Origin of the sequence: Alkalibacillus salilacus, assembly GCF_030812915.1 — a bacterium.
GTDB classification, from domain to species: domain Bacteria; phylum Bacillota; class Bacilli; order Bacillales; family Alkalibacillaceae; genus Alkalibacillus; species Alkalibacillus salilacus.
Window position 1 is genome coordinate 63,458 of sequence record NZ_JAUSTQ010000008.1, and the last position, 14,479, is coordinate 77,936.

The following is a 14,479-nucleotide window of genomic DNA, read 5'->3' on the forward strand; positions in this document are numbered from 1 at the left end:
TAATAAGGATAAGAAGAGAGGGGGGAGTTTAGATGCAAACTGCAAAAGATAAAAATGATCTACATATAGAGAATCCCAAAATGTTATTGTTTTCGATTTGTTTCGTCCTAATGTTTTCGGTAATGAACGGAACGATGTTCAATATAGCGATTCCTGACATTGCCGAAAGTTTTAATTTATTACCCTCTGAAGTCAGTTGGGTGATGACAGGCTATATCATGATTTATTCGGTGGGAGCATTAGTATATGGTAAGTTAGCTGATACAGTAGCATTTAAGAAGTTGATTACGTTTGGTTTAACTGTTTTTGCGATTGGGTCAGTGATTGGTTTTTTAGCGCCTAATTATTATTTTGTGTTGGCAGCTCGTGTAATTCAAGCGGTGGGCGGATCAATGATGCCAGCGATTGCGTTTATTGCTCCGATTCGTTTTTTTCCGAGTGAACGTGGTAAGATTCTTGGTATTATCTCATCTGTTATGGCTTTCGCATCAGGAATCGGGCCCATACTAGGAGGTGTAATTGCTGGATTTTTAACGTGGCAGTACTTATTTTTGACATCAGCTTTAATGATTGTCACATTGCCTTTTCTACTAAAGAATCTTCCGGAAGAAGAAACGGTCAGTGCTAAATTAGATTACTTAGGAGCAGCTCTTGTTGCGGTGACAATTTCAACTACGATTATTGGTATTACATTAGGAGATATGAATATTTTTTGGATTACGGGTTTAACTGGTATTTTTGGCACAGTAAGAATGTTTACAGCAAAAAATCCATTTATACCGCCTCATTTATTCAAAAATCAAAACTATATTGTTGCTGTTATCTCAAGTTTTCTAGCTGTTGCTTGTTTATTTGTTTTAATGTTTACTGTACCCATCATGTTGAGAGATGTATATGATTTAACAACCATGCAAATAGGCCTTGTGATGTTTCCAGGGGCTATGAGTGCTGCATTAATCGGGCGAAAGGGAGGAAGTCTTGTGGACCAAATTGGTTCACGTAAAGTCTATATCATGAGCTTGAGCTTGTTAATGACAGGATTTATTATTGTCTCTTCAACAGTCGGTTTAACACCATGGATTGTCAGCATCATGCTTGTATTTCCGATGATGTGTTTCCCGCTCGTACAAGCTTCAGGAGCTGACATTTTAGCGAACTTATTGTCTAAACAAGAAACAGGTGTGGGTATGGGTGTTTTTAATTTGATGAATTTCGTTTCTGGTGCGCTCAGCGGTGCAATCGTGGGGGTAGCACTTGATTTGTTTTCACCACAACATCCTGTCAACATCATAGCAGTTAGTGGTGATAGCGCCGTATTCAGTAATGTCTTTTTTGCCTTTATGGGCTTAGTCTTATTATCACTATTACTATTTTCGCTAATTTTCAAGGAACCAAGCCCAACCACATAATTTATTAAATAACTTCACTTACTTTTTAAATTAATAAGCGAACTATTGAAATACCCGGGATTAGTTTTGAAATAACTAATCCCGGGTATTTTATAACTAGACAAAAACATAATCAATTGCTTTTTTATTGCATATTATGCTATATTGTTTCTTAAAAATAAACGCGGGAAAACAAAATGAAAAGGAGGTAAAACATTGAAACGTGTTACGTTAAATGAAATATTTAATCATCCAATCACACAAAAATATTTGCAACGTTCTGGCATTCACCATGCTGTATCCACTGCTGAACAATCCGTTACGTTAGCAGAACAACAAGGTGTCGACCTTGACCTTGCTGCTAAATCTGCTTTGCTTCATGATATTGGGCATTATGAGTGGTATAAAGATGGTAAATGGGATTACGAAGAATATCGCAAACATGATATTCATGCTATAAAAGGTGCAGAAAGATCGCATAAATTATTGATTCGCTTAGGTGAAAATAAAGAGCGAGCTAAAACAATTTCAATTGCAATCTTGCTTCACACGGACTCTTATTTACCATTTTCAATAGAATCGATGCGGACGCCGTTACATGATGTCGTATTCCGAGCAGATGAAATGGAAGAGTTACCAGGTGGGGCACATCATTATGTTGAGATGGATACTGGAGAAGCAAATGAACGTCTAGCTCGCTTAGAAGAACGGATTTTGCAAAACCAAGATCCTAAGCGCTCGATTTCCTAATAAGGACTTTTGTCTTCTGTTCGTTTACTTTATAATAGAGGTGAAGAAGGAAAGGAAGATTCGATGAAATCATTTAAGCTCGTGTCACTTGATGTTTTAGAGAAATCTGGTGAAGATCTTGCCACGAAAGATATTGCTTTTTTCGATGCATTAATCATTGATCGTGAAGTTGATGAATCCCGATGGTTAATAGAAGCGTATATTCCTAAGAAATATCAAGATTTTTTCGTACGGAAATTAGATGGAAAAAAAGAACTTGTGACACAAGTGCGTATTACGAAAGAATCGAATCCTAAAGCTACCATCTTAGCCGAAGTACAATCCGTTAATAACATTGATCAAGATATGAATGTGATATTAATGGGTGATATGGTTAATCGTGAACGTCAACAAGTAGAAGAAACTTTGCAAGAACTTATTGAAGCAGGTTATCAAGGCGATTCATTATTAAATAAGTTCAAAGAGAAAAACCAAGAAAATACTTTTTAGTGAACAGAAGCTAACCCTAGCTAGGCAATCTAATCTAGTTTAGGGTTATTTTTATATCAACGTTGTGATGCTCAAAACAATCGAATACAAAAAATGGTTGATGGAAGATAAATCATGCGACATAATAAGTACTATCGACATTCTTTAGCAATATTACGACATTTTTTAAGCGATATTGCAGGAATTTTCGTCATCGAAGGAGAACATATACTATGAGTCGGATTAATCGTTTAACACCAACTAAATCTATATTAGATATTTTAACACCTGTTCAGTTGATTTCACTTTATTACTTCTTAGCAGCTTCAATTGCGACAGTTCTGTTATCATTACCTATTGCACATAAAGCAGGTATCGAGTTAAATCTAATGGAAGTTTTATTTACTGCTGTAAGTGCAGTTACTGTAACAGGGTTAACTGTTGTTGAAACTGCAAGTTCTTTTAGTGTATTTGGTGTATTTGTCATAGCGATTGCTCTACAAATTGGCGGTTTGGGCGTTATGGCATTGGGTACATTAATATGGATTGTTCTAGGCAAGAAGATTGGGTTCAAAGAAAGACGATTAATCATGACCGATCAAAACACAAAATCAATTGCAGGAATTGTTCGGCTTGTTAAGGATATGTTTTTCGTCATTTTAGCCATTGAGTTTGTTGGCTTTTTGATTTTAGGAACCTATTATTTAACTTATTTTGACTCTGCACTTGAAGCGTATTATCAAGGTTTTTTCGCTTCGGTCAGTGCAACAACCAATGGCGGTTTTGACATAACGGGTCAGTCATTAGAACCATTCGCTCAAGATTATTTTGTTCAGTTTATCAATATTCTACTGATTATTGCTGGTGCCATAGGTTTTCCAGTATTAATTGAAGTCAAAGAATACTTACAAATATCACAAGAACAACGTAACTTAAAACGTTTTTCTTTGTTTACAAAATTAACAACTCTTACGTATTTTGTATTACTAGCATTTTCGTTTCTAGTTATTTTTATTTTAGAGTTTAATCACTTTTTTGCAGATAAAACATGGCACGAAACATTATTTTACAGTTTGTTCCAATCCACGACAGCGAGAAGTGGTGGTTTGTCGACTGTTGATATGAATGAATTTACAGAACAAACGCAACTCTTTTTATCATCCATGATGTTTATTGGAGCATCACCAAGTAGTGTTGGTGGTGGTATTCGGACGACAACATTCGCTTTAGTTATTATTTTTATTTTTACATTTGCCAGTGGTCGAAATCGTGTCCGGGTCTTTGGTAGAGAGATAGAAGAAGAGGACTTATTTAAAGCGGTTGTTGTGACATTACTGGCTATGGTGATGTTCTTCTCTTGTGTCATCATTATTACAGCGATCGATGCTCATTTGTCATTAACAAGTATTATTTTTGAAGTCAGTTCAGCCTTTGGAACAACAGGGCTGTCGATGGGAATCACTGAGGACTTATCAACGTTTAGCCAATTGATCCTTATCACATTAATGCTAATTGGTCGTATTGGTATTTTGACCTTTTTATTTTCATTTAACCGAGGAAAGGCTAGAGATCGTTATCGTTATCCGAAAGAAAAAATTAATATAGGATAAAGCTAAATGACACGTATATGTAGGGGGAACTGCAGTGTTTAAATCAGATGAAAAATTAACATTGCCGATTGATGAGTGGATATTAGAAAATGTGACGGATGCTATTATTTTTGTTGATGAATTTGGTTTTATCGTATCAGCTAATCAACATGCGGAAATGATGTTGAAAATTGACGATGAAGCGGGATCATTACGGTTCGCTGAATTTATTGACTTAGAGGAAGTTTTACATGCATGGGAAGATGAACAATTAGTATGGACGAAACAACAGCCGATAAGCCTCGTCATTATGAAAAAGCAATCGATTGGTCACTTATTTTGCTATACTCTAAAGGATGGTGGGTTAAAAGGCAAAAAGGATTCACTGATTTACCGCTTAAACCACGCTCGAAAAAGTCCCTATGAAGGCATCCTCATGCATGATCGTGGTAAATTAATTGATTGTGATTATGCATTTGCTAGCATGCTTGGCTATAAACGTTCCGAAGTAATCGGCACATCTGTCTTTAATTTTGTCTATCCTGAAGACCGTGATTATTTAGCGCAAGAAATCCAAAGAGAACAGCATGATGCTCCTTATCAAATTCGTGCCTACAAGAAAAATGGGGATACCATTTATGTTGAAATATTGCCAGAACAGTTAAGGGAAGGTTCTAATAATATACGCGTTGCTATTATCAGAAATGTAACTGAGAGAGTTGAGAATGAACAGCAAATAGAATTTATGGCTTATTATGATCAATTGACGAACTTACCAAATCGTAACTATTTTCAAATGACTGTGAAAGAAGAGATTGATAATATAGAAACAGAAGATGAGCGGTTTGCTGTGCATTTTATTGATATTGATTATTTTAAACACATTAATGATACTCTAGGTTATCATATTGGTGATGAATTACTCAAAGCTTGTGCATTAAGATTAAAACAACTCCTTGATGAGGATATTTTCATCGCTCGAATGGCAAGTGATGAGTTTTTGTTATTACAACGAAACGTCCGCAAAGATGAAGAGATTGACAAACTATCTAATCAAATCATCGAACAGTTCCGTAATCCCCTTAATATTGAGGGCTATGATATTTACACGACGGTTAGCATTGGAGTTAGTATATATCCTGATTCAGGAACGAACGCCTCAGAATTAATTGAACATGCAGATTCAGCTATGTATGTCATAAAGGAGGAAGGGCGAAACGAATATCAAATCTTTCGTCATTCATTAAAAGAAGGGGTAAAAGAACAACTACAGCTAGAGGCTGAGCTACATAAGGCCATGCAGAACCATGACTTTGATTTATTTTTTCAACCACAATATGACTTAAAAACTAATCGTATCATTGGATTTGAGGCTTTGTGTCGTTGGTTTCATGACGAAATGGGAGTCATTCCACCTGATCAATTCATTCCTTTGGCCGAGAAGACAGGGTTAATTATTGAATTAGGTGAGTGGGTGATTTATGAAGCTTGCCTTCAGAATAAGAAATGGCAAGATGAAGGTTTGCCAAAAGTGAAAGTAAGCGTCAATTTATCTGCTAAACAGTTTCTACAACGTGGGCTCGTTAATCGAGTGAGTCAAATACTTTATGAAACAGTCTTAGAAGCGCAGTATTTGGAAATAGAAATTACTGAATCGATGGCTATGTCGAATGAATATCATATTATTGAAACGTTGAATCGTTTTTCTGAATTAGGTGTACAAGTAGCTTTAGACGATTTTGGAACTGGTTATTCTTCCTTACAGTATTTAAGCCAGTTCCCTTTAAATAAAATCAAAATTGATCGAATGTTTATTCAAAATCAAAGCGAACAAAATATTGCGATTGTTAAATCCATTATCCATTTGTCTCATGCCTTGAATTTAAAAGTGATCGCTGAAGGTGTTGAAACGGAAGATAACTTAGAGTTTTTACTTAATGAACAATGTGATGAAGTGCAAGGCTTTTATTTCAGCAAACCAGTAGCTGCACAACGAGTGAAAGACTTTGTGGATTTTTAAAAAAAGCGGTTATTCCTATAAATGGAATAACCGCTTTTTTTGGAATTTAGTTATAAAATGTTGCACCTACGATGACAAGTAAAATAAACAACACAACAATCAGGGCGAAATTGTTTCCATATCCACCATGATAGTGCCCTTCTTGTGAATAACCTTGATACATTCCATCACCTCCCAAGCATGTAATATATCCATATGCTTAAGAGGCTAATGTTGTCTAGTTAACTACCTAATCTGTATTAAATTATTCACCAGAAGTTTCATTAGTACGGGACAAAATTTCGCGATTCATGCTTAGAATTTTTAACTGATCGTTTTCCTGTCCGACCTCAAAGGTTGTTTCATAATGATATGTTTCTTCATTTTCATCATCATCCGTTACGAGGTGATCAGAATTCACAACGATGGTTGCTTTGTAGTCACCAATATTAGTGACTTCACGATTAGTGACATTAATTTCAATTGAATTTACAACTTTTTCACGAAATTCTTGATAGTCCTGCGACGTTTGCAAATCACTACCTAATAGTGAGTATGCCGCAAAATAATCACGAACATTTAATGTTTCATAAAAATAATCGATTAAATAAAGCCCATCTTCTTCTAGAGTGTTCGGATTGATATCTTGATACATCGTTGGGTCACCATCATAATTCAAATCTTCTTCGCTAGCTGTGTCTGACCACATGGAAACTCGGTCGAAAATTTGAGCTATTGGGATACTGAAGCCGATTGTACCTTCATTAGTTGCTGCTGAGTTAATCCCGATTATTTTGCCTGTTTCTTCATGAATAAGGGGTCCACCGCTATTACCCTGAGATATATTAGCGGAAATTTGGTATAAATTATTGTATTCATATTGCTCAACTGTCATATCACGATCTAAGCCAGAAACGTGTCCAAGTGTAACTGTATTTCGCAAGCCGTGTGGACTTCCAACAGCGATAATTTCATCACCAATACTCGGTTCAAAGTTTGGATCAACTTCTAATGTTGCACTATTAGCTAGTTGTGGTACTCGAATCACAGCAATGTCTTGTTGGTTGCCAATACCAATGACAGCAGCAGGGTAAGTTTGCGCTTCTGATGTTTTAACATAGACTGAATCGGCATCTTTAACAACATGAGCATTAGTAATAATGTCACCTTTTTCGTTATAAACGAATCCTGATCCTTGACTTGACCCCTCTGGACCAGTCGTTTCAATTTGAACAACATTTTTTTGTGCTTCATGAATGATTTCTTGTAAATTATTTGAGCTAGTATTTTCTTCTTGTGCTACTGTTTCTACTAAATTCTCTTGCGAAGCCAAACTTGTCTGTTCCCAGTTATTGTAATAGGATAACATCGCTATTGTGCCAATAATGATAATTGCAACTGAGAGAACAAGTGGTATATTTTTAAGTAATTGATATTTCATTTGAATTCACCTCTATTCGGCTTCTTCAGGGTCAAGATACCATTTGATTTGGTCAACATTAACAGCTATTTCCTCCGCATCGAAATCATCGGGTAAATCACTATGGGTATAATCAATTTGACCTGTTTCATCAGGTTGTAAAGTATCAGGATAGGCGAATACTTCATTATTTAATATTTCATTTTCATCTCCATCATTCAATGTATAAGTGATAGAGACTGAATGAATGGGGCGTGTTGCCACGCTTTTGACTTCGCCTACTACTTCAATTTCATCGAATTCATTAAGTGTTGCATTGATTTCTACCATTTCAACTGCATTATTTTCGTTATGTTCTTGTTCCAATTCATATTGAGATAGAGCCTGTTCAATCCGTTCTTGTTGTTGGGTTTCAAAGTCAGACTTTTGATTTTCTACGGTTGATTGTAAGCTCGTTAATTGTTCGTTTTCAGGTGCATAACGTAAACCATCATCAATTAGTGATAGAGCAGCTGAAAACTGATTAGTCTGCAGCATTTCGTTTGCTTCGTTTGATACATGATTGACAATCCGTTCACGAATTAAAGATTCTAATTCTCCTGCTTCTTCGTGTTCAAGAGATTCAGCTTGCCAAATTAAGATTTTCAGTTCTTCTAGACCTGGATTATCTTCTAAGCGTTGATTAATTTGACTAACCCGAATTTCATTACGCGTGTTCATGATGGTATCAAGGATCTGATTAATGATCTCACCGTCATAGCCACTGATATCATTTTCAGCTTCTTGAGTTATTTGTACAGCTTGCTGGAAAGCTCCTTGTTCCATAAGGGTGCTAGCATTTGTAAGTTTTTCAGATACTTCTAAAGCTGTATTCATAAATTCTTCATTTGTTTTGGCAGCTTCTAAGTTAGGGTTATATGTTTGTGCTTTTTCAAACTGATCTTGTGCTTTAGAGTATTGACCATCTAATGCATAGTCGACACCTTCATTATACAACGATTGAGCTCTGGAATTATTATATTCTAGATAAAAGTGTAATCCAATGGCGATTAATAATACACAGATTAAAGTCACTAATGGTGTGAACCACCAGCGGTTAATACGATTAGGTGAACGCTTACGATCATCAAAATCTTTAGGTAATTGTGCGCCACAGATGACACAATATGCTTCGTTTTCTTTTGTTTTTGATCCGCAACGGGGACAGTACATCATTGTTTGATCACCTAATAATTCCTTTCTATATTGTAAATTTTAACATGTGATAAGTGGTTTGAGAGAGGGTTGAAAGAACTAATTGTTACAATTTATTCACAATTCTCAGGAATTACCTTTGTTTTCAAGACTTATTCTATTCAAAAGGAATAATATTTGCTAGAATATAAATAGTTCATTAAACGTAACATACTCGTTAAGGAGGTGCCTCACGATGGAAGCAATTGATGTAACAATGGGCATTTTATCAATCGGCGTTCTTGTTTATTTTATTGGTAGTTGCATTTTTGATAATGTGAAGCACTAAGTGAACTCAATTAATATGACGAATTGGAAGTGTGAAATGTTGCATAACATTTCACACTTTTTTTATTTTCACTCGATTATAAGGGTGAAGGGAGGTTGACAACATGGCAGAAAAAATTGATAGTCAACTGCAATTAGTTTATCAAACAGGTTTAGATGAAGAAGGGAATTCAGTATTTCAAACGCGTCGTTACAACAATGTGAAGCCAGATGCTACAAACGATTCAGTAATTGCTGTCGCTCAAGTATTGTCAAATTTATGTGATGATTCACTTTCTGAAGCAATCAGACAAGATGACTCGTTATTAGTTGGTACACAAGGCTAAAGGAGGGAAAGTAAATGAGTAAACGTCTAGAGTTGAAATTTCGTAATGAAGAAGGACGAATGGCAACAGTTAGTATTGATAACCCGAAAGATCCTGTTGATCCTACTGAAGTAAAACAAGCGATGGACACCATTATAGCAGAGGGAATTATGACATCGGGGGGTTCTACGATTACGGCTATTGAATATGCTCAAGTGGTTGAACGTCATGTCAATGAAGTCTCATTAGACGAAGCATAATAAATAGGGTGGCGCGTCAGTGATGCGTCACCTTTTTTCATAACCAAAATAGAGGAGGTAGAGCTATTGGCTGAAGCTTGGATTAGTTGGGTTCCTGATGTTGGTTTTCCAATTCTTGTTACGTTTTATTTATTACATCGAATTGAAAATAAACTAGAGCAACTCAATAACTCAATAAAATCAATTCCTCAAACATAATCGAAGCCCCATTCACTTGAGTATCACGTGGATGGGGCTTTTGATTATCGTATTATCTTGTTAATGAAAAATGACTGAATGGGAATATGACAATTTCAGAACGTCCAATGACATCATTTTCTTTGATTAATCCCAATCCATTTCGACTATCTTTACTCACATCACGGTTATCACCCATGACGAAATAATGGTTTGCGGGGATTTCCCTTGCCTCGAAGTTGCCTGTCCCGCTTACTTCTTCTGCCGTTAAGTAATCCTCATTTATTGGCTCACCATCTATATAAAGTTGATTATTTTCAGCTTTAATTGTTTCATTTGGCATGCCAACAATACGTTTGACGTAGTTTTTATTTGGATGTTCAATAATGACAATATCTCCACGTTCTGGCTCGTCTAATAAATAAACGGCCTTGTTAAAAATGACACGTTCGCCACTTTCCAAAGTTGGATCCATGCTAGCCCCTTCGACAACCGAAGTTGCAAAGACGAAAGACCGTAAAAAGAAAGCAATAACAAGGGCTATAACAATCGCTTTTGTCCATTCCCAGATTTCTTTTTTCAATGGGTTTCTTCCTTTCTAGCTGATTCAAAATGAATGCTTATCTATTTATCTTATCATAATAATAAGAAAATGACAGTATCAAACAAGGTAGAAATCAAGCTAACTATGAATTAGTAACGATGTCCAATTTTATGAAAAAATTTTCATAAACGAGTTTCAAAGTCAATTAAAAGGGTATTCCTATAATAAGTTATAGTTGACTATAGTTCTTTTGGCTTTTGACAATACTATCTTTAAGACATAAAATATATATTTTGATGCTAACTGTTACAAGGAGGATCATTAGTTGAAAAAAGATAAAGAGTTAATCGAACTTGAACATAAAATCGAAATCGTAAGACAAGAAATGATTAATGTTGCTGCTAAGCATGGATATTCTAGCCATGAATCCGTCCATTTGTCACAAGAACTTGATAAATTATTAAATCAATACACAAAGATGACAGGTGCTAAAAAAAATCACAACTAGCTCAATTGCTTACAGCATTCTAAATTTAAAAGTATGCTTAATTGTAATTGTTGTCGTTTAAAAATGCTTCTAACCGATCTAAACCTTCTTTTAAGACTTCTTGGCTATAAGCATAGGACAAACGCATGTAGCCTTGTCCGTATTCACTAAATGCATCACCAGGTACTAAAGCTAACCCAGCTTCATCTACTAAACGTAAGCCAAGTTGAAAGGACGTTGAATTTTCTAGTTGAATTTTAGGAAAAACATAAAAAGCTCCTTCAGGCTCAACAACATCAACCCCCATGGATTGAAGGCGAGTTAACACATAACGGCGTCTTTCTACATAAGCATCACGCATCACATCACTATCATGCTTTCCGGCTGTTAAGGCTTCTAATGCAGCATATTGACTAATCGACGTTGCACAAGAGACATTATATTGGTGAACTTTCAACATATGCTGTCTAATAGAACGATCTGCTAACACATATCCTATTCTAAAACCAGTCATAGAATGAGATTTAGATAACCCTTGAATGACAATCGTTTGTTCGCGAATATGATTAAACTGAGCAATGGAAACATGTTCTTGATCGTAAGTAAGTTCGCTATAAATTTCATCAGCCAAAATAAATACAGGTTGATCTTTGATGACTTCAGAAATATCGTAGAGCTCTTTTTCGCTTAATGAAACCCCTGTTGGATTAGAAGGGTAAGGCATAATAATACATTTAGTTTTTTCAGTTAAGTTAGACTCGATCAGCTCAGCAGTTAATTTAAATTCATGATTACGTGTATCAATATGAACGGGATTAGCTCCAGCTAAACGTATGAGAGGTTCGTACCCAGGATAAACAGGGCCTGGCAGGAGTACATCGTCGCCAGGTTCTAAAATAGTTCTTAGTGAAATATCAATCGCTTGTGAAGCTCCTGCTGTCACAATGATTTCGTCGTTTGGATCATACTGTAATTGATAGCGCTCTTGGGTATAATCGGCAATTGCCTGCCGTAATTTGAGAATTCCAGCATTCGGTGTATATACGGTTTTATTTTGATCAATTGCATGTTTCGTTGCTTCTTTAATATGATCTGGAGTTGTGAAATCAGGCTGACCTATTGTAAGTGAGACAACATTCTCTTTTCCTGATACTAAATTGAAAAATTGACGAATCCCTGAAATTTCAATGTCTTTGACGTTTTGATTAAGTAATTGTTCCATTGTATTCCCACCTTGTAGTATTCATTATGTTTAAAAGTTAATAGCTCCGCTTATGCTGATAGATAAGGGAGTGACGATTATGTTTTCAGATTGGATGATTTATTTAACCGCACACTGGCAAGCAATAGGCTTATGGATTGTATTAATTGGTTGCTTAATTAGTTTAACCTATGGCGTGATTGTTCGCTTTTTAAAATTGCCAATTAGTTTCAGTTTGCTATATTGGATGAGTATGGCTACTGCTTTTATGTTCGTGTTATTAGCTATATACATATTTAATCATACTGTGATCAATGATGCATCACAAATGCGACAAGTTGTTCTAACCCTTATAAATGCCAGTTTCTTAGTTGGTGCTACGTTATTAATTTTAGGCATTGTAACCTATTTGTCTGATAGGCTTAAAAATAAACAATCACTTCATGGCAAATGAACTGTGGAAAGTGTATCATAGATACTATGTAGTCAAAATAAGCTTTAATTAATATTCATCAATTATTTCATCTTATCTATATATTTTATATAATTTAGAAAAGAGGGGGAGAGGTAAGATGATTTTAGATTTTTCTATTTTTGCTGTTATTATATTTTTATTGTTTGGATTGGGGTTATTAATTTTAAATATCGTAACGAGTATTTGGTCGTACCGTGATGCTAAACGGAAAGGTAAAAGCAATGAATATGCCATGATCGTTTTATTTGGTACGCTATTTTTACCTGTAATGGGGTTCATTGTTTACTTAATTATTCGAAATGATTGATGTTAAAAATGGGGAAGAGACAAAAGGGTACTCAATTGTGCAAAAGATGAATGTATGAAAATCATAATAGTTAATCACTTATGAAGCGGAGTCAAAACACGTAGACGCCTGCGGGAACAGCACGCGTCTCGAGACCCCGCAAGCCATGCTTTTGGGCTGAGAGATGCACCTGCGTCTGCTAGTCAATGCTTCGAAGTAGGCTTCCTCGGTGCAAGTAGCAAAGAAGCTTATTCGATGTAGCTGCCTAGCTCAAGCCGTGCCCCGGTAAAGGAAACACGGCGATTGCCTCAGCAGAGCCGATGTTGAGCTTATGTCACGGTAGAACCAAGCGAAGTGTTTTGATGGAGCGTCATTTTAGCAGAAAACCCGAACGATTTAAGTAAATCGTTCGGGTTTTACTTTGCATTATTAACTATTGTCTCAGCTTTTTAGTTCGACCATATGTCATTAGCGAGTTGAACGATATAGCTTAATTTTTGCCATTGTTCTTCTTCAGTTAAATCATTACCGTGGTGGGTCGAAGCAAATCCACATTGTGGACTTAAGCATAGTTGCTCTTTAGAAAGATAAGAAGAAGCTTCATTCACTTGATTGATTATATGATTGCGATCTTCTAGATTGCCACTTTTAGAAGTCAATAATCCTAAGACAACTCTCGGACCATCTTCTGGGATGTATTTTAAAGGTTCAAATCCACCAGAGCGTTCATCATCATATTCGAGAAAGAAGCCGTCTACTTTTTCATATGCGAATAATGTTGGGGCAATTAAGTCATAACCACCAGAAAATGCCCAAGTTGAACGGTAATTGCCGCGGCATAAGTGTGTCGTGACATACAAATCATCCGGTTTGTGTTTTAAACTGCCATTGACAACACGTAGTGCTAGATCGATAAGGTATTCACGCGAATATTGCCCATCATTAAATGGTATATCTGGCGCGGATAATCCAGCCATGTAAACATCATCAAATTGTAGGTAACGGACGCCGGCATCATAGAATGCTTGAATGGCATCTTGATAAGCTTGAATAATATCTGTTGCATACGTTTCGATGTCGGGATAGACCTGCTCGTTTTGAATACCAGCATTGAAAAATTGATTAGGACTTGGAATGGTTAATTTGGCAACTGCTCGACCATTTACCATTTGGTTCAATGCCTTGAAGTCATTTATAAAGGGGTGATTAGGGTTAAATGAAATACTCCCAGTATTACGAACATCATACCGTTCGGTTTCAGTATCGTTTGCGAATTGAAAGCCTTTATCAGGTACATATCCCTCCATACCATTGAAATGCTCCATGAAGTCTAAATGAAACCAAGTGCGTCGGAATTCACCATCTGTAACAGCTTTTAATCCAATCTCTATTTGTTTATTAACAATATGTTCAATTTCTTCATCTTCGACTTTTCTTAGTGTGTCTTGATTTATCATTCCTTGTTTATAATCAGAGCGTGCTTGGTGAAGTCTTTCAGGTCTCAATAAACTCCCTACGTGATCAGCTCGAAACGGAATCTGATTTTTTGTCATGGAATATCCCTCGCTTTAAAGTATGTGTTTGTAATGGATGTAATTTCTCCATAAAA

The 14,479-nt window shown here is 36.0% G+C and carries 17 protein-coding genes; 11 read left to right on the forward strand and 6 right to left on the reverse strand.

The window, feature by feature from the left end:
* The first annotated feature begins 32 nt into the window (after window positions 1–32).
* From J2S77_RS10130 to J2S77_RS10150, 5 genes are all read left to right on the forward strand, one after another.
* The gene (locus J2S77_RS10130) at window positions 33–1,409 is read left to right on the forward strand and encodes an MFS transporter (RefSeq protein ID WP_306976998.1); all 1,377 of its coding nucleotides are present in this window, start codon (window positions 33–35) and stop codon (window positions 1,407–1,409) included.
* A gap of 195 nt (window positions 1,410–1,604) precedes the next feature.
* Window positions 1,605–2,138: an HD domain-containing protein gene (locus J2S77_RS10135; RefSeq protein ID WP_306977000.1), complete on the forward strand. Its 534-nt coding sequence runs from the start codon at window positions 1,605–1,607 to the stop codon at window positions 2,136–2,138.
* Between the two features lie 63 nt (window positions 2,139–2,201).
* A complete protein-coding gene (locus J2S77_RS10140) occupies window positions 2,202–2,627 on the forward strand; it encodes a YwpF family protein (protein ID WP_306977002.1) in 426 nt (141 codons plus the stop codon).
* A 212-nt stretch (window positions 2,628–2,839) separates the two neighbouring features.
* Window positions 2,840–4,216, forward strand: coding sequence for a TrkH family potassium uptake protein (locus tag J2S77_RS10145; protein ID WP_306977004.1), 1,377 nt, complete (start codon window positions 2,840–2,842; stop codon window positions 4,214–4,216).
* 34 nt (window positions 4,217–4,250) lie between these two features.
* Window positions 4,251–6,215 carry a sensor domain-containing protein gene (locus J2S77_RS10150; protein WP_306977006.1) on the forward strand — a complete coding sequence of 655 codons (1,965 nt, stop codon included), beginning with the start codon at window positions 4,251–4,253 and terminating at the stop codon, window positions 6,213–6,215.
* 46 nt (window positions 6,216–6,261) lie between these two features.
* Here the strand turns inward: J2S77_RS10150 and J2S77_RS10155 are convergent, their stop codons facing one another.
* From J2S77_RS10155 to J2S77_RS10165, 3 genes are all read right to left on the reverse strand, one after another.
* Window positions 6,262–6,378: a YjcZ family sporulation protein gene (locus tag J2S77_RS10155; protein WP_167263981.1), complete on the reverse strand. Its 117-nt coding sequence runs from the start codon at window positions 6,376–6,378 to the stop codon at window positions 6,262–6,264.
* An 81-nt stretch (window positions 6,379–6,459) separates the two neighbouring features.
* Window positions 6,460–7,635 (reverse strand): S1C family serine protease, encoded by a 1,176-nt coding sequence (locus J2S77_RS10160; protein WP_306977009.1) that lies wholly within the window; start codon window positions 7,633–7,635, stop codon window positions 6,460–6,462.
* Between the two features lie 12 nt (window positions 7,636–7,647).
* Window positions 7,648–8,829, reverse strand: coding sequence for an FxLYD domain-containing protein (locus J2S77_RS10165; protein ID WP_306977010.1), 1,182 nt, complete (start codon window positions 8,827–8,829; stop codon window positions 7,648–7,650).
* A 410-nt stretch (window positions 8,830–9,239) separates the two neighbouring features.
* On the opposite strand from J2S77_RS10165, the gene J2S77_RS10170 reads away from it, so the two are divergent.
* The 3 genes from J2S77_RS10170 (at window position 9,240) to J2S77_RS10180 (ending at window position 9,898) form a co-directional block, all read left to right on the forward strand.
* Window positions 9,240–9,461, forward strand: coding sequence for a DUF1659 domain-containing protein (locus J2S77_RS10170; protein ID WP_306977011.1), 222 nt, complete (start codon window positions 9,240–9,242; stop codon window positions 9,459–9,461).
* A 14-nt stretch (window positions 9,462–9,475) separates the two neighbouring features.
* Window positions 9,476–9,700, forward strand: a complete 225-nt coding sequence (locus tag J2S77_RS10175) for a DUF2922 domain-containing protein (protein WP_306977012.1) — start codon at window positions 9,476–9,478, stop codon at window positions 9,698–9,700.
* Between the two features lie 66 nt (window positions 9,701–9,766).
* A complete protein-coding gene (locus J2S77_RS10180; RefSeq protein WP_306977015.1) occupies window positions 9,767–9,898 on the forward strand; it encodes a YvrJ family protein in 132 nt (43 codons plus the stop codon).
* 52 nt (window positions 9,899–9,950) lie between these two features.
* Here the strand turns inward: J2S77_RS10180 and lepB are convergent, their stop codons facing one another.
* A complete protein-coding gene (gene lepB / locus J2S77_RS10185) occupies window positions 9,951–10,460 on the reverse strand; it encodes a signal peptidase I (RefSeq protein WP_306977017.1) in 510 nt (169 codons plus the stop codon).
* Between the two features lie 286 nt (window positions 10,461–10,746).
* Between lepB and J2S77_RS10190 the strand changes: the two genes are divergently transcribed.
* Window positions 10,747–10,929: an aspartyl-phosphate phosphatase Spo0E family protein gene (locus J2S77_RS10190; protein WP_306977019.1), complete on the forward strand. Its 183-nt coding sequence runs from the start codon at window positions 10,747–10,749 to the stop codon at window positions 10,927–10,929.
* 37 nt (window positions 10,930–10,966) lie between these two features.
* On the opposite strand, the gene J2S77_RS10195 is transcribed toward J2S77_RS10190, so the two are convergent.
* Window positions 10,967–12,130, reverse strand: coding sequence for an aminotransferase A (locus J2S77_RS10195; RefSeq protein ID WP_306977021.1), 1,164 nt, complete (start codon window positions 12,128–12,130; stop codon window positions 10,967–10,969).
* A 79-nt stretch (window positions 12,131–12,209) separates the two neighbouring features.
* On the opposite strand from J2S77_RS10195, the gene J2S77_RS10200 reads away from it, so the two are divergent.
* Window positions 12,210–12,563 (forward strand): hypothetical protein, encoded by a 354-nt coding sequence (locus J2S77_RS10200; RefSeq protein WP_306977023.1) that lies wholly within the window; start codon window positions 12,210–12,212, stop codon window positions 12,561–12,563.
* 118 nt (window positions 12,564–12,681) lie between these two features.
* Complete coding sequence (locus tag J2S77_RS10205) at window positions 12,682–12,891, forward strand: PLDc N-terminal domain-containing protein (protein WP_306977027.1); 210 nt, start codon at window positions 12,682–12,684, stop codon at window positions 12,889–12,891.
* A gap of 428 nt (window positions 12,892–13,319) precedes the next feature.
* On the opposite strand, the gene J2S77_RS10210 is transcribed toward J2S77_RS10205, so the two are convergent.
* Complete coding sequence (locus J2S77_RS10210) at window positions 13,320–14,423, reverse strand: 5-methyltetrahydropteroyltriglutamate--homocysteine S-methyltransferase (protein ID WP_306977028.1); 1,104 nt, start codon at window positions 14,421–14,423, stop codon at window positions 13,320–13,322.
* Window positions 14,424–14,479 lie beyond the last annotated feature (56 nt).

Bases quoted from the DNA above. Each gene is read 5' to 3' on its own strand.
- J2S77_RS10130 (WP_306976998.1), top strand. From the start codon at position 33: ATGCAAACTGCAAAAGATAAAAATGATCTACATATAGAGAATCCCAAA.
- J2S77_RS10205 (WP_306977027.1), top strand. From the start codon at position 12,682: ATGATTTTAGATTTTTCTATTTTTGCTGTTATTATATTTTTATTGTTT.
- J2S77_RS10160 (WP_306977009.1), bottom strand. From the start codon at position 7,635: ATGAAATATCAATTACTTAAAAATATACCACTTGTTCTCTCAGTTGCA.
- J2S77_RS10210 (WP_306977028.1), bottom strand. From the start codon at position 14,423: ATGACAAAAAATCAGATTCCGTTTCGAGCTGATCACGTAGGGAGTTTA.
- J2S77_RS10155 (WP_167263981.1), bottom strand. From the start codon at position 6,378: ATGTATCAAGGTTATTCACAAGAAGGGCACTATCATGGTGGATATGGA.
- J2S77_RS10170 (WP_306977011.1), top strand. From the start codon at position 9,240: ATGGCAGAAAAAATTGATAGTCAACTGCAATTAGTTTATCAAACAGGT.
- J2S77_RS10175 (WP_306977012.1), top strand. From the start codon at position 9,476: ATGAGTAAACGTCTAGAGTTGAAATTTCGTAATGAAGAAGGACGAATG.
- J2S77_RS10200 (WP_306977023.1), top strand. From the start codon at position 12,210: ATGTTTTCAGATTGGATGATTTATTTAACCGCACACTGGCAAGCAATA.
- J2S77_RS10140 (WP_306977002.1), top strand. From the start codon at position 2,202: ATGAAATCATTTAAGCTCGTGTCACTTGATGTTTTAGAGAAATCTGGT.
- J2S77_RS10145 (WP_306977004.1), top strand. From the start codon at position 2,840: ATGAGTCGGATTAATCGTTTAACACCAACTAAATCTATATTAGATATT.
- J2S77_RS10195 (WP_306977021.1), bottom strand. From the start codon at position 12,130: ATGGAACAATTACTTAATCAAAACGTCAAAGACATTGAAATTTCAGGG.
- J2S77_RS10165 (WP_306977010.1), bottom strand. From the start codon at position 8,829: ATGATGTACTGTCCCCGTTGCGGATCAAAAACAAAAGAAAACGAAGCA.